We start from the raw sequence: 19,819 nt of genomic DNA, 5'->3' as shown, positions 1-19,819 counted from the left end.
CGACGGTGGCCCAACATTCGACAGACCATATCGGGCCGACCGCCGATCCATATCCATCAAGTCGGAGGAATACCCGCGCTCTCCACTGCCCGATGCCAACGCTCGCGATCCTGTTGCAAAAAGGCAGCAAACTCTGCCGGTGTATTGCCCACTACCTCAACCCCATCACCGCTCAGACGCTTCGCGATTTCTGGCTTTGCCAGCACCTTGCTGACCGCCCGCTGCACCTTGTCCAGCACCTCGGCAGGCGTACCTTTTCCAGCGCAAAGTCCTGTCCAAGGCACCAGATCCAATTTGGGCAGGCCGACCTCTGACACAGAAGGGATGTCCGGAAACGCCGTCAACCGTTTCGGGTTAACGGCCGCCAATGCACGCAACTGGCCGCTTTGCACATACTGGTATGAACTGATGGGCTGATCGAAAATGACCTGGACTTCGCCCGACACCAGATCGCTCAACGCCTGACCGGTGCCCTTGTACGGGATGTGCAGCATCTTCACGCCTGCCAAATGCTGCATGGCTTCACCCACTAAATGGCCAGCGGCGCCAACGCCCGAGGACGCAAAACTCAGTTTGCCCGGATTCTGCTTCGCATAGTCGATGAACTCTTGCATGGTTTTAACCGGCACCTTGGCGTTCACCAACGCCAAATAGGGCGTCATCCCGACCAGGGTCACGGGCAGGATATCGGTTGCGGGTTTGATACGCAGGCTGGGATATAGCGTCGGCTGCACGGACATGAAACCGGTGGTGCACACCAGCAGGGTGTGCCCATCCGGCTCGGCCTTGAGCAATGCATCGGCCGCGATATTGCCGTTGGCTCCTGGTTTGTTTTCAATCACGACCTGCTGACCCAGCTCTTTACTCAACTCCGGCGCAATCAAGCGCGCAATCAGATCGTTCGATCCCCCGGGTGAAAACCCCACCAGGATATGAACAGGCTGAGTTGGAAACTCGGCCGCGAAAGCGCTAGCGGCCATCATCGATAGCGCTGCACCGATTGTCTTGATCAGCGACATGCTGCGTTTGGTTTTCATTGATTCCCCTTGTAGCCAAACATGTTGATGTGGACGTCAGACGTCCACCGTCAAGAAAGCACTGCGCGAGCACGCGCAATACGTCGACACCCTTCCAGCAGCTGCGCGTCGCTGGCTGCGAAAGATAGACGGAAGTGACTGGGAATTCCGTAAGCACTGCCCTGCAGGACGGCCAGATTCTGGGCATCGAGCAAATGCATCACCCAATCGTCACTGTTGTTGATCACGCGCCCATCCGGTGTTTTCAACCCAAACAGGGGATCGCAAGCGGCGAAAATATAAAAAGCGCCCTCGGGCCTGTAAGCCTGAATGCCATCAATCTCGTTCAGTGCCTCGACCACCAGGTCGCGCCGCGCCTCAAAACTGCGACGGCTCGTCGCTATGAAGTCCTGCGGCCCATTCAACGCCGCGACGGTGGCGGCCTGCGCAATGGCGTTGGGATTGGACGTGCTTTGCGATTGCAGCTTGACCATGGCTTTGCACAACTCGACAGGCGCGGCCCCATAGCCGATACGCCAGCCCGTCATCGCATAGGATTTGGAGACGCCATTGATGGTCAGTGTGCGGTCCTTCAGTTCCGGCACGACTTGAGCCATCGTGCAAAATTCGCGGCCGTCGTAAAGCAGATGTTCATAGATATCATCAGTCATCACCCATACCTGGGGATGACGCTTCAACACCTCGCCCAATGCCGACAACTCGTCGCGGGTATACGTCGCACCGCTGGGGTTATTGGGCGAATTCAAAAGCAGCCAACGGGTGCGTGCCGTGATCGCCCGCTCGAGATCCTCGGGTTGCAGCTTGAATCCCTGCTCGGGCCTGCCCGTAACGAAAACAGGTTTGCCATCGGCCAGCAGCGTGATGTCGGGATACGATACCCAGTACGGCGCCGGGATGATCACCTCGTCGCCCGGCTCCAGCGTGCTCATCAGCGCGTTGAACACGATTTGCTTGGCGCCCGTGCCCGCCACGATTTCATTGACGGCGTAATCCAGGCCGTTCTCACGCAACAACTTTTGCCGAATGGCCTCGCGCAATTCCGGCGTGCCGCCTACATCGGTATAGCGCGTTTTGCCTTGTTGCATGGCTTGCCAGGCGGCTTCCTTGATGTGCTCGGGCGTATCGAAATCCGGCTCTCCCGCCGTCAGGCCGACAATGTCGCGCCCCTGGGCTCGCAATTCGCGGGCACGTGCGCCAGCCATCGAACTCGGGGAAGGCTTGATGCGTTGCAGACGGGTGGAGATGGCAATCATGCTTACAGACCGTTGTCATGGAAATGACAAAAGTATGTGGCAGGTCTGTGCGAACGGCATAACGAATAATCGGCAGTCGGCCCTATTCCTTTTTTTCCTGCCTTGACTGACAATCACTTGCGTGAAATTCGCTTTGATTGTTTTGCAGCCGGGCCACCCTCTCAAACCATGAATCCCACATTCAAGCAGCTCGAAGCGTTTTATTTCAGCATCAAGCTGGGCAGCTTCAATGCTGCGGCGGCACGATTGCATACGACTCAGTCCGCGATCTCCAAGCGCGTGAGCGAGCTTGAAACCATGCTGGACGGTCTGGTCCTGCATCGCAGACCGGCAGGATTGGCGCTGACCAGTCTGGGCCACCGTTTATTGCCGCTCGCCACCCAATCCATACAGCTGCGTACGCAAATCGAGGATTTGGCGGGCACCGAGCAGACCATCAAGGGCGTACTACGGATAGGTGTCACAGAGCTGATCGCGCTGACATGGTTCAGCCGATTGATTCAACAATTGCATATCAGCCACCCTGAACTGCGGCTGGAACCTCTGGTGGAGTCCGGGGTCACGCTGTTTCGCAAGGTGGAGTCGGGGCGGCTGGATCTGGCCATCATGGCCGGGACCTATTGGAAAAACGGCTATACCACCGTGCGCGTGGGCCAGACTCAGGACTATTGGATGGCAGGGGCGCATGTCTGCATCCCCAATCGTCCACTACAGCCTGCAGAATTCGCCAACTATCCCGTGCTGGAACAAGTCGAAGACTCTGCAAAGAATCGTTTCTACGCAGCGTGGAGAGCAGAAAACGGTTTTGTATTCGGTCCCGTATTTACGACCAACAGTCTGGTGGTGCGGCGTGAAATGGTGGCCTGCGGCCTGGGCATCAGCCAGATGCCGCTTGATTACGTGCGTCAGGATATCGATAGCGGAGTGCTGAAAATCGTACGCAGCAATCCCATGCCGCCGGAGACCATTTACAGCGCCGTGTGCCACGAAGACAACCGCAGCCCCGCCATCGATCTGGTCATCAGCAAGGCTATCGAGCTATGCGATTTTTCGTGCAGGCCGGAATACCCCAGCGCGGATAATGATCTGAATCCCACAATTCCGCTGCGTTAGCGAACAGTCCCTTGCAACGCCGCCAGCTCGGCTTCGTCAAACCCCGCTAACCGGCGCGCCTCGAGATTGAATGGCCCGCGCAGCTTTGGGGCGCTATAACGTTGCGCCAGCTCCGCATAGCAGGCCACAGGGTCCAGCCCCTGCTGATCGCACAGATAGCGAAACCAGTGATTCCCAATTGCCACGTGCCCGATCTCGTCGCGCAGGATGATGTCCAGAATCGCGCCGCCGTCCTTGTCCCCTGCACTGATCAGCTTGTCGCGAATGAGCGGTGAGGCATCCAGGCCGCGGGCCTCGAGAGTACGCGGCACCAGCGCCAGACGGGCCAGCAGATCGTCACGGGTTTTCTCTGCCATTTCCCATAGCCCGTTGTGCGCGGGAAAATCGCCGTAGACGTGGCCCAGCGTGCCTAGATGCGTATTGAGCAGGTCGAAATGATAGGCCTCCTCACGCGCGACTCGCAGCCAGTCGCGATAGAAATCCTCGGGCATGCCCGGGTAACGCCACACCGCATCCAGCGCCAGATTCACCGCATTGAATTCAATATGCGCGAGCGCATGCAACAACACGGCGCGCCCCTCTGGAGACTGCACAGAACGCTGCTTGACCTGTTGAGGCGGTACGAGCTCAGGTGCGTCGGGGCGTCCGGGCAAATTGGCAGGCTCTTCCAACACCACATCGGGGATCAGCTCAGCATCGTCGCAGATAGCCCGGACGGCAGCCAATTTATCTGGCCAGGTCCGCGCGGCCAAGGCTGACAGCGCCTGGCTACGCAAATCGGTGTTGATCGAGGCGGAAATCACAGTATCGGTCATACAAAAACGAGAAAATCGTCACTTTGCAATCGGTGTGCTCCATAGTAACCACAATGCCGGCATCCCGGACTGCGGCAAGTCGCCGGCCAGACTTTATCATTACGTCATGACCTCTCCCGCCCGCCTCGGCATCGCCGCCTCGTTATCCGACATAGACCCGTCCGAATGGAACGCGTTGGCGGGCGACCAACCCTTTGTGCGCCACGAGTTTCTGTCGGCCCTGCACGAGACGGGCTGCGCCTCCCCCGATACAGGTTGGGCACCATACTACCTGGTGTTGCGCCGCGACGAGCGCGTGGTCGGTGGCGTACCGCTCTATTTGAAATCCCATTCACGTGGCGAGTACGTTTTTGATTACGCCTGGGCCGATGCGTTTGAGCGGCATGGTTTGCGCTATTACCCGAAGCTGTTGAGTTCGATCCCGTTTACACCGGTCAGCGGACCGCGGCTACTGGCCGGCAACGCAGAAGACCGCCTTATCCTGGCGCAGGGCTTGATCGAATTGGCGCAAGGATTGAAGGTCTCTTCGCTGCACCTGCTGTTCCCCGAAAAAGACGATTTACTCGCGTTGCGTGAGGGCGGCTATATGGTGCGCGAAGGCGTGCAGTTTCATTGGCGCAATGCGGGATACGCGCATCTCGATGATTTTCTGGCGGCCTTGAATCACGACAAACGAAAAAAAATCCGCCAGGATCGCAAAAAGGTCCTTGAGGCAGGCATCGAATATCGCTGGCTGCATGGCACGCAAATCGATCCGCAGTCCTTGGCCTTTTTCTATCGTTGCTATGAGCAGACCTATTTCGCGCACGGCAATGCGCCCTATCTGAGCGCAGAGTTTTTTGAACGCCTGCATCGCGAGATGCCGAATGCCATGGTGTTGATTGTGGCGTTACGAGACGGGCAACCTATCGCCGCAGCCTTGAACATGCGTGGCGGCGATACGCTCTATGGGCGTTATTGGGGATCGCTGGAATTCGTCTCGGGCCTGCATTTCGAGACCTGCTATTTACAGTCCATCGACTACTGTATTCAACATGGGCTGGCCAGTTTCGAAGGGGGCGCGCAAGGCGAGCACAAGATGGCGCGCGGTCTGCTGCCCACGTCTACCTGGTCGGCGCATTGGATTGCCGATGCCAGATTCGCCGCAGCGATCGAGGATTTTCTGGAACGCGAGACACAGGCGGTGGATGGATACCTGGGCGAACTGGAAGCCCACACACCATTTCGGCGCGTGCCCTGATTACAGAAAGTGATCCAGCAAGCGCCGGCTGTGTTTATCCAACGCCGCCACATCGCGAATCAGATAATGAATGCCGTGGCTATCGTCAATCAAGAGGGTCTGACCAACCAGGCGGCGGATGTCCTCTTCGCCCTTCAGTGTGAACGAGGTATCGCCTCTATCTGTCTGAACGTCCCAGACGGAGGGCGTGGCGTAGGTGGACACCGCGTTAATACGCAGAATCTCCGGCATGAACTCGCGACTCGCCAAGGCATCATTTACCTGCTGCTGCGTCTCGCGAGGCAGGTCATCCAACGTGTCCAGCCACAGCAGTTCATATCCGTCCGCACTCACAATGGAGATGCCATGCAGAGGATCGCTGATCGGAAACGCCCTCACCACCTGAACATCCTCGTGTGTTTGACCCTCCGACGATACGTATACCCAGCGGCCTGAGACATTGAGACGCAAGGAAAACGCCGGCTTAGTATTGTTCATCGTCGTCCTCTGAAAGCAGGTCGTTTTCGTTGGTGCGCGCCTGGGCCTGATACAGCCGATAGTACGCCCCCTTGCGGGCCATCAGCTCCTCATGCCCGCCCTGTTCGATGATGCTGCCGTGATCCAACACCACCAGACGATCCGCACGGCGCAGGGTACTGAGACGGTGTGCGATCGCAATCGTCGTCCGTCCGCGAACCAGGTTATCCAGAGCCTTCTGGATTTCCTTTTCTGTCGTCGTATCGACCGAAGATGTTGCCTCGTCCAGAATCAACACACGAGGATCAATCAACAATGCCCGCGCGATGGAAATCCGTTGACGCTCGCCACCTGAAAGCGCCTGGCCACGCTCGCCCACCAGAGAGTCATAACCATGCGGCAGGCGCAAGATGAAATCATGCGCATGCGCCGCGCGCGCCGCGGCAACAATCTCGTCGCGTGTCGCTTCCGGTTTACCGTAGGCAATGTTTTCAGCAATGGAGCCAAAGAACAGAAACGGCTCTTGCAATACGAGACCGATGTTGCGCCGATAATCCGCAATGCGCAGCAAACGGATATCGGTGTCACCTACCAGAATGGCGCCCTCGGACACATCGTAAAAACGGCAGATCAAGTTGATCAGGGTGCTTTTTCCCGACCCGCTGTGGCCTACCAACCCGATCATTTCCCCAGGCTCGATACTGAGATTGAGGCCTCGGATCACCGAGCGATTGCCATAGCGGAACGCCACATTGCGCAGCTCGATACGGCCGTCCAGCCGCTCCAGCCGCGCAGGAACGGCAGGCTCAGGAACGCTGGACACGTGATCGAGAATATCGAAAATCCGTTTGGCGCCAGCGGCGGCTTTCTGTGTGACGGATACGATGCGGCTCATCGAATCGAGCCGCGTATAGAAACGACCGATATAGGCCAGGAATGCCGCCAGCACCCCCACCGTGATCTGTTTGTTGGCGACTTGCCAAATGCCGAACACCCACACGATGAGCAAGCCGATTTCCGTCAACAGCGTGACGGTAGGCGAGAACAAGGACCACAAACTATTGACGCGATCGTTGACCTCGAGGTTGCGATTATTCGCCTGCCGGAAACGCTGTACCTCGCGCTTTTCCTGGGCAAAGGCCTTGACCACGCGTATACCGGGAATCGTATCGGCGAGCACGTTGGTGATCTCCGCCCAGATGCGATCGACTTTCTCGAAGCCATGACGCAGCCGGTCGCGCACCGCATGGATCATCCAGATAATGAAGGGCAACGGCGCTAGCGTAACGAGCGCCAACCAGGGATTGATCGACACCAGGATGGCCGCCGTCATGGCGATCATCAACACATCGGTCGCGAAATCCAACAGATGCAAGGACAGGAAAACACAGATGCGATCCGTCTCGCTGCCGATGCGGGACATCAGATCTCCGGTACGTTTGCCGCCGAAATACTGCAACGAGAGTTGCTGCAAATGCTCGTAGGTCGTGGTGCGCAGATCGGCGCCGATACGCTCGCTCACCCACGCCAGAATATATGTGCGCGCCCACCCCAAGCCCCACGCCAATACTGCCGACAGCAGCAAGCCTCCGAGATACCAACGCACCAGGCCATGATCGATCGGCGTGCCGTTCTGAAACGGAATCAGCACGTCATCCATTAAGGGCATCGTCAGATATGGCGGAACAAGCGTGGCTGCCGTCGCGAGCAAGGTCAATATGAATCCGGCGATCAGCGCCGCGCGATAGGGCTTTGCAAAACGCCATAGACGCAATAGCGCCCAGGTCGACGTGGGCGGCTCGACGGCCGGTGCGCAAGTCTGGCACTCGGCATCCTCTGCAGGCAAAGGCTGACCACACCCTGAACAGCGTGGCTTGTCGTCAAGCGCGGCGCTGTGTTGCCGTGCCTCGAACTTTGCAAGTAAACGCAACGCTGCGGAATTATTTGCCAGCGTAAAGCACCAAACCGCTAGCCCCACATCGCCCTCATTCAGCGACAAGACCGCAGCACCCGCATGATCATGCAAGCTCAACCGCAACGCCGACGTCAGTCCCCATTCGCGCCACTGCTCATGGTCGGGGGATTTCGCCAGCAATCGTTGATTGGTCAATACAACCAGGCCAGGGCGGAAACGCAGCCGGGTATCCAGGTCGGTTTCCAAGCAGGCCAGAATGGCTTCGCCGGGCGCAAGGCGGGACTGCATTGCGTCGTACAGGGCAGCGTGAGGCTGCCCGGAGATGCCCAAAAAGGGCGGCTTGTTTTTCATGAATGGCGGTCCGGCGAGGCCGGGAGGGCGGCCTGTCCCTTCCTTACAACAGCACGAGTTTATCGGCGGAAAAAGGCGGCGTATAGTAGCAGCCGGATTTATCAATTTCCACTACTAGGAATCATCCCAGCCCAGGCTTCGGCTTCGCATTCTGCACGACATCCCCGCCACATTGTGGGGTTTCCTGTCCGCCGACGCTCATCCCCCCTCCTCGACCATGAACGATAAAGACATTGAATTTCTCGATGTCGTGGCTTTGCGCGGCCCGAACATTTGGACTTACCGCCCGGTTCTTGAAGCCTGGGTGGATATTGGCGCCCTCGAGGACTATCCGTCGAATCTGATTCCCGGGTTTTACGAGCGGCTCTCTGCCTGGCTGCCGGGTTTGATCGAGCATCGCTGCAGCCCCGGCGTACGGGGCGGTTTTTTGCAACGTCTGCGCGAAGGCACCTGGACCGGCCATATCCTGGAACACGTGACGCTCGAACTGCAAACGCTGGCTGGTCTGCCGGGGGGCTTCGGCAAAGCGCGGGAGACCTCGCGGCGCGGAGTCTATAAAGTCGTGGTGCGAGCCTGGCAAGAACAAGTCACGCGGGCGGCCCTGGACGAGGCGCGAGCCCTGGTATTGGCCGCCATCAAAGACCATGATTTTGACGTTGAGCGCGCGGTAACGAGGTTGCATGACCTGGTCGATACGCACTGCCTGGGTCCCAGCACCGCCTGTATCGTAGACGCCGCCGACGATCGCGATATTCCTTGCATCAGGTTATTCGAAGGCAATCTGGTCCAGTTCGGCTATGGCAACCGCCAGCGGCGCATCTGGACAGCCGAGACGGACCGCACCAGCGCGATCGCCGAAGGCATCTCGCGAGACAAGAACCTGACCAAATCCCTGCTGTCCGAATGCGGCGTGCCCGTGCCTGAAGGCCGTGAAGTCGACTCTCCGGAAGCCGCCTGGGAAGCCGCCCAGGACATCGGCCTGCCCGTAGTGGTCAAACCCTGCGACGGCAACCATGGCCGTGGGGTTTTCACCAACTTGACCACCGAAGCCGAGGTCTTGTCCGCCTACTCTGTCGCCGTAGACGAAGGCAGCGGCGTCATCGTGGAACGTTTTGTACAGGGCAACGAGCACCGCCTGCTGGTCGTGGGAGACCGCCTGGTTGCGGCCGCAGCGGGAGAACCGGCCTGGGTTACCGGCGACGGACAGCACACCATCGCCGAACTGGTTGAGCTGCAGCTCAATACAGACCCTAGACGCGGCCGCACCGAAAACCATCCGCTGAACAAGGTGCGTCTGGACTCTGCCGCCCGCCTGGAATTGAAGCGACAATCGCTGTCGGCCGACAGCATTGCCGAACACGGCAGGCGCGTCCTGATCCAGCGCAGCGGCAATGTGGCCTTTGATGTCACCGACCGGGTGCATCCCGACACGGCGCACACCGTGGTGCTGGCCAGCAAAATTGTCGGGCTGGATATTGCAGGCGTGGATCTAGTCGCCGAGGACATATCAAAACCCTTGGAGGAACAGCGCGGCGCCATCGTCGAAGTCAACGCCGGCCCCGGCCTGCTCATGCACCTGAGGCCTGCCGACGGGACGCCGCGTCCTGTCGGCCGAGCCATTGTCGATCACCTGTTCCCGGAGAACGACGATGGCCGTATTCCTGTTGTCGGCATCACGGGCACCAACGGAAAAACCGTGGTGGCGCGATTAGTGGCTCGCCTGCTGTCCCTATCCGGCCGGCAAACAGGTTTAGCGTGCAGCGAGGGGCTTTATATGGGCCCTCAGCAAGTGCAGACCGGCGACTGCGCGAATTGGGAAAGCGCCCGGCGGCTGCTGATGAACCGCCGCACCGAAGCCGCAGTGATAGAGAACGACAGCGCGGTAATACTTGGGCAGGGGCTTGCTTATGACCGCTGCCAGGTGGGCGTCGTGACCAACATCGCCCAGGGCGATCATTTGGGCGATTTCGATATTCAGGACACTGAGCGTCTGGCCAATGTGTTTCGCACGCAAGTCGACGTGGTGCTTCCCACGGGCGTCGCCGTCCTGAACGCACAAGATCCGCTGGTCGCAGAGATGGCACCGCTGTGCGACGGCGAGGTGCTGTTTTTCAGCCCTGATGCCGCTCTGACGGTGTTGCGGGCACACTTAGAGCAAGGAAATCGCGCTGTCTTCGTGAAGGACGGCAATATTGTGCTCGCTGCGGGGCAGAATGAAACTCTGCTGGCACGCGTGGCAGACATTCCGCTCACGCATGGCGGCCGCGTTGGCTTTCAGATCGAAAACGTGCTGGCAGCGGTGGGAACAGCGTGGGCGTTGGGTATTCCTGAATCCATCATCCGCGCGGGTATCGAGGCATTTGACGTCGGCCAAGCGGATGCGCTGTGGCAATTCACGATGTTCAAACGCGCAGGCGCCACAGTGGTGGTGGATGATGTCCACAACGTGTCGGGATTGCAAGCATTGCTCGACGCCGTGGCGAATTTTCCTGCTGAGCGGCGTTGCGCGGTCTATGCCGCCGGCGCAGACCGCCGCGATGCCGATCTCATCGAACAGGGGCGTCTGCTCGCCCAGGCGTTTGATCACGTGGTGCTGTATGACGACGCTACGGTGAATAGCCGCCGGCCAGCCGGAGAGGGGCGTGCGCTGTTGCGCCAGGGGCTGGCGCAAGCCGCGCTGGAGCTCTCTAAAACCATCAGGATCGAAGAAGAACCAGATCACGCTCGCGCCATTGATCAGGTGCTGAATGCAATTCAGTCTGGCGACTTTGTTCTGCTGCAATCCGACGAAAGCTACTCCGGTCCCACCGTCGATCGCGTGCGCCACTGGATCCAACAATAGATAACAACGCCTCGCACAGGACTCTAGGTCATGGAAGTTTCCCGTATTCGCGCCCTGCGCGGCCCTAATTTGTGGAGCCGCAATACTGCTATCGAAGCCATCGTTACCTGCGACGATGCTGAGTGCGCCATCGATGAGCATTTGCCAAATTTCGAAGCTGATCTGCGTGCCCGATTTCCGCAGATAGGCCGGCTGCGTCCCGATGGCCATCAGGGTGCACTCTCTATCGCTCACGTTTTGCAAGATACCGCATTGGCTCTGCAAGCCCATGCCGGGTGCCCGGTGACGTTCGGGCGCACAGCTGCCACGATCGAACCAGGCGTATTCCAGGTTGTCGTCGAGTACAGTGAAGAAGACGTGGGGCGGCGCGCCATGGAGGCAGCCACGCAACTGCTGCAGGCGGTACTGTCCGGCTCGCCGTTTGATGTGCAGGCGGTGCTGGCCGAGCTGCATGAACTGGACGAAGACGTACGGCTGGGGCCCAGCACGGGCTCTATTGTCAATGCCGCGCTGGCGCGCAGTATTCCCTTTCGCCGGCTGACTCAAGGCAGTATGGTGCAATTCGGCTGGGGCAGCCGGCAACGCCGCATTCAGGCTGCCGAGACCGACGCGACCAGCGCCATCGCAGAATCTATCGCGCAAGACAAAGACCTGACCAAAATGCTGCTGCATGCGGCGGGCGTCCCCGTACCCCGAGGGCATTCTGTCTCCGACGCGGAATCCGCGTGGCAAGCAGCACAGGAGCTCGGCGGCCCGGTCGTGGTCAAGCCTCGGGACGGCAGCCAAGGGCGCGGCGTTGCTGTCAATATCGAGAGCCGCGAACAGGTCATTGCAGCGTATGAAGTCGCCGCCGCTATCAGCGACGAAGTCATTGTCGAACGCTACATACCCGGCCACGATTTTCGATTACTCGTGGTGGGAGATAGTCTGGTCGCTGCGGCCCGCCGCGATCCGCCTCAAGTGACAGGCGACGGACGCCACACCATCCGTCAACTGGTCGAGCAAGTGAACGCCGATCCGTTACGCGGCGATGGTCATGCCACCTCATTGACGAAAATCCGTTTTGACGACATCGCGTTGGCCACGCTGCAAAACCAGGGTTATGACGCCGATTCGATTCCTCCCGCCGGCACCTTGATCACCTTGCGCCATAACGCCAATCTCAGCACAGGGGGATCGGCAACGGATGTGACCGACGAAGTCCATCCGGAATTGGCGGCCCGCGCCGTGACGGCAGCGCGCATGATAGGGCTGGATATTTGCGGCGTAGACGTGGTTGCAGAGACCGTGCACCTGCCGCTTGAGGAACAGCACGGGGGTGTCGTCGAGGTCAATGCGGCGCCGGGTCTGCGCATGCACTTGAATCCCTCGTTCGGCAAAGGCCGCGCAGTCGGTGAAGCGATTATTTCCAGCATGTTTGCCGATGGCGATAACGGCCGCATTCCCGTCGTGGCAGTGGCTGGCACCAACGGCAAGACGACGACGGTGCGATTGACGGCACACCTGCTCGCCAAAGCGGGCCATCGCGTCGGCATGACCAATTCGGATGGAGTCTATGTGGGCTCGCGCTGCATCGATACGGGAGACTGCAGCGGCCCTCGCAGCGCGCGCCGTATCCTGGCTCATCCCGATGTCGATGCGGCCGTATTCGAAACCGCGCGTGGCGGCATTTTGCGCGAGGGTCTGGCTTTTGACCGCTGTGACGTCGCCATCGTGACCAATCTGGGCATGGGCGACCATTTGGGGCTGGGCTACATCAGTACTGTAGAAGATCTGGCGGTCGTCAAACGCGTGATTGTGCAATACGTGCATGCGGGTGGTGCTGCCGTACTGAATGCCACTGATCCTGCTGTCGCCAACATGGCGATCGCATGTCCCGGGACGGTCGTGTATTTTTCCGATGACCCGACGCATCCCTTGATCGGCACGCATCGCGCTCAAGGGCACCGCGTGGTGTACCGTGACGGTCCGGTCATCGTCGCGGCGCAGAACGATAGCGAAATCAAGATTTCGCTCAGCGATATTCCTCTGACGCGTAAAGGCAGCATCGGATTTCAGGTGGATAACGCCATGGCTGCAATAGCCGCCGCGTGGTCTCTCGGCATCGATTGGGCCGTCATACGTTCGGGACTCGCGACCTTTGTCAGTGATGCGATGACCGTCCCCGGCCGCTTTAATGTGTTCGACTACAAAGGCGCAACTGTCATCGCCGACTATGGCCATAATCCTGATGCGATCCAGGCGCTGGTACGAGCGATCGAGGCCATGCCGGCTCGACGGCGCAGCGTGGTGATCAGCGGCGCCGGGGACCGGCGGGATGAAGATCTGCGGTTGCAGACCACCATCCTGGGCGATGCCTTCGACGATGTCGTGCTGTATGAGGATCAATGTCAGCGCGGCCGGGCCGATGGCGAAGTCCTGGCGCTATTGCGCGAGGGTTTGAGCGCTGCACGCCGCACCCGCCATGTGCAAGAAATCCATGGCGAATTTCTGGCGATCGACACTGCGCTGGATCGCTTGTCACAGGGGGATTTGTGCCTGGTGCTGGTGGATCAGGTCGATGAGGCACTGGCGCATCTTCAGCGCAGAATTTCGTTACATTCATCCGTCAAAACCGCATAAAACTTTACTGACCAGTAACTGCACCCGCGGCCGCAGCGCTCCCGTGTTTCACCATGGGAATCGCTGCGGCCGCATTTACATTTACCAACAGCATCGTTTGACAGGCCCCCCAGGTCGCTCGTAGGGTGGTAACACGCTCATCAACCCGGAGGATCACTATGAACAACGATATCGTTGCAGGCAAGTGGAAACAACTGACCGGTAAAGCCAAAGCGGCCTGGGGCGAACTGACCGACGACGAATTGACGCGCGTCGAAGGCAATGCTGAACGGCTGAGCGGTTTGATCCAGGAACGTTACGGCAAGACCAAGGAAGAAGCCGAAAAGGAAGTCCGCACGTTTTTCGACGCCAACCGCTAATGGGCTAATTGCACTTCGAGGAGAATCCAAAATGCTGTATTACGCTGCCGTGTTCTTCGTGATTGCTATCATCGCCGCTGTCTTGGGCTTTGGCGGTATTGCCGCTGGCGCTGCCGGCATTGCCAAGATTCTGTTCTTCGTGTTTTTGATTCTGGCGGTGCTATCCATACTGAGCGGCGTGCTCAGAAAGAAATAGACCCTGCGCGGCCACAGTAGGCCGCGCTCTCCCCCCGATGCCACTCATCGCTATGTAGAAGGAGTATTTCTATGAACATGCGTAAACTGATCATTGCCACGGCCGTCGGTGCCGGTGCCATGTTCGGCGCCGTGGGTACGACCGTTCATGCCGCCGAGGCCGATACCAACAAACAGTCTGTTAGCGAATACGCGTCGGATACGGTCATCACGACCAAGGTCAAAGGCGCACTGGTCGCCGACTCGACGCTCAGCGCGCTGGACATTGCCGTCGAGACTACTGATGGCACGGTGGTGCTCAGCGGTACCGTAGGCACCGAGGCAGAGGTCGAGCAGGCCGCCCGGGTCGCGCGTGATGTCGAAGGCGTCAAGCAAGTGCAGAACGACATCAAGGTCGATCCCAGTAAAGCTGAAAAGAAATAGCAGATAGAGGCGTCAGACTACGGCGATGAATCCGCGCATCGGGTCTGACGCCGCGCGCCTTACTTGCGGCCGCTCTGGCCGCCGCCCGGCGTAAACGGAAACGAAGAGAACATCGCACGCGTCTGGTCTTGCATTTGATCCTGCATCTGCACGAACAGATTTTTGCTTTGATCAATATAGTTGTTCATCATGTTCTGCAGCATCGGCGTCTGCACGTTCATGAATTGCGCCCAGGCTTCCGGGCCGAATTGGCTGCCATACAGACCTTTGGACTGCTCTGCCATGCGCTGCTGAATCTCCATGAACGCCTGGATGTTCTTTTCCAGGTACGAGCCCATGATGCCTTGCATGGCGTGGCCGTAGAAACGAATGATCTGCGACAGCATGTTCGAGGAAAACATCGGCATGCCGCCGCTTTCTTCTTCGAGGATGATCTGCAGCAGGATGCTGCGCGTCAAGTCGTCGCCGCTCTTGGCGTCGACCACCTGAAATTCCTCGTTCGCCAACACCAGTTGTTTGACGTCCGCCAGCGTAATGTAGGTACTCGTCTGGGTGTCGTACAAACGACGATTGGGGTACTTTTTAATCAGGCGCTGACCGGCGCCAGTTTGAGCTTGCGTCATGGTTGTCCCCGAGATCGGGCGATCTCTTTAGCTTTGAAGTATTCCTAGTGTAAGCCGGAACGCCTGCACATGCTTTCCGGCTCGTCTCTCATCAGCCCATGTGCAGGCCGCCATTGAGCGAAAAATCAGCGCCCGTCGAAAAACCAGATTCATCTGAAGCCAGCCATGACGTCATCGAAGCGATTTCTTCGGGGGTTCCGAGACGGCGTACCGGGATCGTCGCGACGATTTTCTCCAGCACATCCGGGCGGATGGCACGCACCATATCCGTACCGATATATCCGGGCGAGATCGTATTGACCGTCACGCCTTTGCTGGCGACTTCTTGGGCCAGAGCCATCGTAAAGCCGTGAATACCGGCTTTGGCCGTGGAGTAATTGGTTTGCCCAAACTGCCCTTTCTGCCCATTGACCGAACTGATGTTGATGATACGGCCCCACTGACGCTCGACCATGCCTTCGATGACCTGCTTGGTCACATTGAACAAGCTGTTCAGATTGGTGTCGATCACCGCACGCCAATCATCGGCGGACATTTTGCGGAACAAGCCATCGCGGGTAATCCCCGCGTTGTTGACCAACACATCGACAGGCCCCAATTCATTGGCCACGCGCTCGAACGCGGCCACGGTGGAATCCCAGTCGGATACATTGCCGACCGATGCATGGAAGGTAAATCCCTGGGCAGCCTGCTCATCGAGCCACTGTTGATAGTTGCGGCTTGGACCGCAGCCGGCGACTACGCGAAACCCGTCCTTGGCCAATCGGCGGCAGATCGCCGTGCCTATGCCGCCCATACCGCCCGTAACGTATGCCAGTTTCCCGCTCATATCCTTCCTCCTGCGCACTGAGCGCCTCAATAACGTACTACCTGCTACTGATACTGCCGGATTGCTTATTCAATAACGACTGCTTGCTGCGCATACTCACTGTTGATCTAAAACACTCCCATCCAACAAAAAGGACCTGTCAAGCGGCCTCAGGTTGCTCGAACTTTAACGTAACTGCCTGGCGCCGGTTCGATCGGCGCATAACGGGCATTCCCGGCTTTGGTACGCGCGCGGCGCTTGGCGCCGGAATGCTCTGCCAACCACTGCGACCAGTCAGGCCACCAACTGCCGGCACGCTCGGTAGCTTGCGAAAACCATACGCCGGGGTCGCCTGGCAAGGCCGCATCCTCACTGACCCAGTAATTGCGCTTGCCGGCCTCGGGCGGATTGATGACACCGGCGATATGGCCGGATGCCCCCAGCACAAAACGCAGCGGCCCGCGCAGCAACTGCGTTGATGCATAGGCAGAGGTCCACGGCACAATGTGATCTTCGCGCGAACCGTACAAGTAGGCCGGCATTTTCAAGCGCGTCAGATCCAATGCGACGTCACCGGCACGGGCGCGCCCAGGCACCTTGAGATTATTTTCCAGATAGGTATTACGGAAATACCACGTGAAAAAAGGCCCGGGCAGGTTGGTGCTGTCGCCGTTCCAGAACAACAAATCGAATGCTGGCGGCGTCTGCCCTTTCAGGTAATTGCCCACCACATAATTCCACACGAGCTCGTTGGGCCGCAGGAACGAAAATGTCGTCGCCAGATCGCGGCCCGCCATCAGACCGCCCTGGCCGATCTGCTGATCCCTTAGCATGGCATGCGCTTCGTCGACGAACACTTGCAGCACGCCGGTGTCATGAAAGTCGAGCAGCGTGGTCAATAGCGTCAGCGAGGCGGCCGGATGCTCACCGCGGGCCTGAGCCAGGGCCAACGCCGATGCCAGCATCGTGCCCCCGACGCAAAACCCCAATGCGTTGACTTGGTCTTGTCCAGAAATGTCGCTGGCAACCTGCAAGGCTTTGAGCACCGCATTATCCAGATACTCGGCCCACGTGGCCTGATCGACGCCATCCGTATCGCTCGACAGCGGATTGCGCCACGACACCATGAACACCGTGTGCCCCTGCGCAACTGCATAGCGCACAAAGGAGTTGGCCGGCTGCAAGTCCAGGATATAGAACTTGTTGATATTGGGCGGCACGATCACCAACGGACGCTCGTAGACCGTATCCGTTTGCGGTGTGTATTGGATCAACTGGAACAACGGATTCTGGAATACGACCTGGCCCGGCGTCGTCGCCACATTGCGGCCGATTTCGAATTGGCTGTCGTCAGTCTGGCTGATGCGGCCTTTACGCAGGTCATTGGCCAGATTGGCCAGGCCGTCACGCAATGCCTGACCCGCCGTGTCAATGATCGACTGTTGTGCGTCAGGGTTGAAAGCCAGGAAATTCGACGGCGACAGCGCATCGACCCATTGCATGATGGAAAACCGCAGCCGGTTGCGCAGCGGCTCGCCCACCTGTGCGGCATCGACCATACGCGAGAGCACCCGCGCCGATAGCAAATACGCATGCGCCATCAACAGATGCTGGCGGCTGGCGGCCCACGCTGCGCCACGAAAACGCCGGTCGGCAGGCGGCGCCAGGACGCCACGCTGCGCCTCGTCGCAAATACGCAGCCACTCTCGCGAGAAGTCGGCTTGGATATCTGCCAGCGCGTCCGGCGCCACGCTAACCGGGACGGGCCAAGCAGCGGAAATAGGGGCGTTCACTTCGACACCTTGTTATGGTCTGGAGCAGGAATGCAGCAGCGACCTGCCTCCCCGCGAGATTAAATCACCTGCGTGACAGCCCGATGGTGCATGGCGCCCCAGAGGCTGTCAATGCGGGTATACAAGAACTCGGGTTTATACCGAAAACGAACTGTCCCGCCACGCGAGCAGCGCCATGCGGCCTGTCGTGCCGTCGCGCCGGTACGAGAAAAAGCGCGCCGGATCCGACACCGTACACAGTCCAGAAGCATGCACGTCCTCAACCCCCGCCCTCCGCAGCCGCAATAGCGCAAGCGCAGGAAGATCTGCCAGCCATTTACCAGGGCGCCCGGCACGCGGCGTAAAGCACGCCAAGGCCTGCGGACCGCCAACGGCAAAGGCCTCGCGCACGTCCTCTCCGACCTCGAAATGGTCGGGGCCGATGCCGGGCCCGACCCAGGCACGCCAGCCACGGGCGGCCGGCGCTTTGGCGCGGAGTTGCCGCAGGGTGTTTTCCAGGACTCCGCCAGCCAGCCCTCGCCAGCCGGCATGAGCCGCCCCGACAACCGTGCCATCCAGATCCGCCATGAACACGGGCAGGCAGTCCGCCACCATGACGGCCAACACCCGTCCGGGGACTGAGGTCACGCTGGCGTCGGCAGCAAACTCCGTCAACCCCGCATCCACTGCCGACGGAGGATTGTCGGCATCGACCACCTCAGTGCCATGGACTTGGCGCAGCCACAAGGGATCGGCAGGAACGGCTGCGCGCACACGGCGGCGATTCTCCTGTACGGTCTCCGGCAAATCGTCGGCACGCAGTCCCAGGTTCAGGGTATCGTGCGGCGACACCCCTACGCCCCCGGCTCGCGTGGTGCAGAAATAGTGCACGCCTGGCCATTGCGGGCCGGTAACAACGGGCAATCCGTGAATCACGCGTTCCATTGTGTGGCTTCCTGGGCTTGTCTCATGTCTTCAGGCGGATCGGCGCGAAAAACGGCTTCGCCACGGCCGCCGGGGTCATCAAAATGCAAGGCGCGGGCATGTAACATCTGCCGCGTCGCGCCGGCGGCCTCGCGTCCGCCATAAATCGTATCGGCCAACAATGGATGCCCCAGGCTGGCCAAGTGCACGCGAATCTGATGCGTACGGCCCGTTTCCAGGCGGCAGACCACCTCGGTCACCGGCTCGCCCGCAGGCGCGCGCCCATGTCTCAAAGGGGAATAGTGCGTAACAGCGGGTTTCGGAGCAATCGGGCGCTCGACGCTCATGCGGATGGGCACGCGCGGATCGCGGCCGATCGCACGATCCACTACACCCGCCGTCTTTAACCAGCCGTGTGCGAGGGCAATGTATTCGCGGCCCATGCTGCGCGCCTGAAGTTGTCGAACCAGATGAGTTTGTGCCAAGTCGTTACGCGCGACCACCATCAAACCGGAGGTATCCTTATCCAGGCGATGCACGATCCCTGCGCGCGCCACCCGGCCCAGCTCTGGGTATCGGTGCAGCAGGCCGTTGAGCAGCGTGCCGTGCCAATTGCCGGCGCCTGGGTGCGTCACCAGCCCCGCGGGCTTGTTCACGACGATCCAGTCGGGGCTTTCGTCCACAACCCCGAATTCGACGGGCTCGGGCGTAAACGCCAGGCTTTCCGGGGCGGGCTGTTCCCAGACGGCGATGACATCGCCGGGGCCGACCACTTGGCGCACCTTGGCGGCCGCCCCATTGACCTGGACCCAGCCGGCCTCGATCCATCCCTGCAGACGGCTGCGGGAATGCCCGTCCAGCAAGGCGGCCAAGACCTTGTCCAGGCGGTCGGCTCGCGTGCCGGGCGGCACAGTAATACACTGAGGTTCGTCATCTGCCGCGAAGCTGGCACTGTCAACGGCAAGGGCGTCTGTATGGGACATGAAGCAAGATCATATAATTCAGCCGTGCCATCCTAACACCAAGGAAACGTATCTCGTGATTTTCCGCTCTGCTGCCCTCTCGAACCGC

General features: G+C 59.5%; 17 protein-coding genes. 7 read left to right on the top strand and 10 right to left on the bottom strand.

What is annotated here, in order from left to right; translation table 11 throughout:
• Window positions 1-56: 56 nt before the first annotated feature.
• Together CAL20_RS08330 and CAL20_RS08325 are read right to left on the bottom strand one after the other, a co-directional pair.
• Entirely contained in the window at window positions 57-1,037 is a 981-nt protein-coding gene (locus CAL20_RS08330) for a Bug family tripartite tricarboxylate transporter substrate binding protein (RefSeq protein WP_094837621.1), read from the bottom strand.
• Window positions 1,038-1,087: 50 nt separating this feature from the next.
• Window positions 1,088-2,290 (bottom strand): pyridoxal phosphate-dependent aminotransferase, encoded by a 1,203-nt coding sequence (locus CAL20_RS08325; protein ID WP_094837620.1) that lies wholly within the window; start codon window positions 2,288-2,290, stop codon window positions 1,088-1,090.
• A 168-nt stretch (window positions 2,291-2,458) separates the two neighbouring features.
• On the opposite strand from CAL20_RS08325, the gene CAL20_RS08320 reads away from it, so the two are divergent.
• Complete coding sequence (locus CAL20_RS08320; RefSeq protein WP_094837619.1) at window positions 2,459-3,403, top strand: LysR family transcriptional regulator; 945 nt, start codon at window positions 2,459-2,461, stop codon at window positions 3,401-3,403.
• On the opposite strand, the gene CAL20_RS08315 is transcribed toward CAL20_RS08320, so the two are convergent.
• Entirely contained in the window at window positions 3,400-4,218 is an 819-nt protein-coding gene (locus CAL20_RS08315; RefSeq protein WP_094837618.1) for a ferritin-like domain-containing protein, read from the bottom strand. The genes CAL20_RS08320 and CAL20_RS08315 overlap by 4 nt on opposite strands.
• A 106-nt stretch (window positions 4,219-4,324) precedes the next feature.
• Between CAL20_RS08315 and CAL20_RS08310 the strand changes: the two genes are divergently transcribed.
• Entirely contained in the window at window positions 4,325-5,458 is a 1,134-nt protein-coding gene (locus CAL20_RS08310; RefSeq protein ID WP_094837617.1) for a GNAT family N-acetyltransferase, read from the top strand.
• Here the strand turns inward: CAL20_RS08310 and CAL20_RS08305 are convergent, their stop codons facing one another.
• Entirely contained in the window at window positions 5,459-5,935 is a 477-nt protein-coding gene (locus tag CAL20_RS08305; RefSeq protein ID WP_094837616.1) for a cyanophycin metabolism-associated DUF1854 family protein, read from the bottom strand.
• Complete coding sequence (locus CAL20_RS08300; protein ID WP_094837615.1) at window positions 5,922-8,180, bottom strand: cyanophycin metabolism-associated ABC transporter; 2,259 nt, start codon at window positions 8,178-8,180, stop codon at window positions 5,922-5,924. The genes CAL20_RS08305 and CAL20_RS08300 overlap by 14 nt, the downstream gene beginning before the upstream one ends.
• A 217-nt stretch (window positions 8,181-8,397) precedes the next feature.
• Here CAL20_RS08300 and cphA (CAL20_RS08295) point away from each other — a divergent pair, with 217 nt between their 5' ends.
• From cphA (CAL20_RS08295) to CAL20_RS08275, 5 genes are all read left to right on the top strand, one after another.
• Entirely contained in the window at window positions 8,398-11,022 is a 2,625-nt protein-coding gene (gene cphA / locus CAL20_RS08295; RefSeq protein WP_094837614.1) for a cyanophycin synthetase, read from the top strand.
• A gap of 30 nt (window positions 11,023-11,052) precedes the next feature.
• Window positions 11,053-13,644, top strand: a complete 2,592-nt coding sequence (gene cphA / locus CAL20_RS08290; protein ID WP_094837613.1) for a cyanophycin synthetase — start codon at window positions 11,053-11,055, stop codon at window positions 13,642-13,644.
• A 158-nt stretch (window positions 13,645-13,802) separates the two neighbouring features.
• Window positions 13,803-14,003: a CsbD family protein gene (locus CAL20_RS08285; RefSeq protein ID WP_094820351.1), complete on the top strand. Its 201-nt coding sequence runs from the start codon at window positions 13,803-13,805 to the stop codon at window positions 14,001-14,003.
• Window positions 14,004-14,034: 31 nt separating this feature from the next.
• A complete protein-coding gene (locus tag CAL20_RS08280; RefSeq protein WP_094820350.1) occupies window positions 14,035-14,199 on the top strand; it encodes a DUF1328 domain-containing protein in 165 nt (54 codons plus the stop codon).
• A gap of 71 nt (window positions 14,200-14,270) precedes the next feature.
• A complete protein-coding gene (locus CAL20_RS08275; RefSeq protein ID WP_094837612.1) occupies window positions 14,271-14,621 on the top strand; it encodes a BON domain-containing protein in 351 nt (116 codons plus the stop codon).
• A gap of 59 nt (window positions 14,622-14,680) precedes the next feature.
• Here the strand turns inward: CAL20_RS08275 and phaR are convergent, their stop codons facing one another.
• From phaR to CAL20_RS08250, 5 genes are all read right to left on the bottom strand, one after another.
• Window positions 14,681-15,244 carry a polyhydroxyalkanoate synthesis repressor PhaR gene (gene phaR / locus CAL20_RS08270; protein ID WP_094820348.1) on the bottom strand — a complete coding sequence of 188 codons (564 nt, stop codon included), beginning with the start codon at window positions 15,242-15,244 and terminating at the stop codon, window positions 14,681-14,683.
• A 91-nt stretch (window positions 15,245-15,335) separates the two neighbouring features.
• Window positions 15,336-16,073, bottom strand: coding sequence for an acetoacetyl-CoA reductase (phbB, locus tag CAL20_RS08265; protein ID WP_094820347.1), 738 nt, complete (start codon window positions 16,071-16,073; stop codon window positions 15,336-15,338).
• Window positions 16,074-16,222: 149 nt separating this feature from the next.
• Complete coding sequence (gene phaC, locus CAL20_RS08260; RefSeq protein WP_094837611.1) at window positions 16,223-17,845, bottom strand: class I poly(R)-hydroxyalkanoic acid synthase; 1,623 nt, start codon at window positions 17,843-17,845, stop codon at window positions 16,223-16,225.
• A gap of 135 nt (window positions 17,846-17,980) precedes the next feature.
• Window positions 17,981-18,769, bottom strand: a complete 789-nt coding sequence (gene pgeF, locus CAL20_RS08255) for a peptidoglycan editing factor PgeF (protein ID WP_094837610.1) — start codon at window positions 18,767-18,769, stop codon at window positions 17,981-17,983.
• Window positions 18,757-19,731, bottom strand: coding sequence for an RluA family pseudouridine synthase (locus CAL20_RS08250; protein ID WP_094820344.1), 975 nt, complete (start codon window positions 19,729-19,731; stop codon window positions 18,757-18,759). The genes pgeF and CAL20_RS08250 overlap by 13 nt, the downstream gene beginning before the upstream one ends.
• Between the last annotated feature and the right edge of the window lie 88 nt (window positions 19,732-19,819).

Origin of the sequence: Bordetella genomosp. 4 (assembly GCF_002261185.1) — a bacterium.
In the GTDB taxonomy this organism is placed as follows: Bacteria; Pseudomonadota; Gammaproteobacteria; order Burkholderiales; family Burkholderiaceae_B; genus Bordetella_A.
This window is presented reverse-complemented; position numbering and strand designations above follow the sequence as displayed.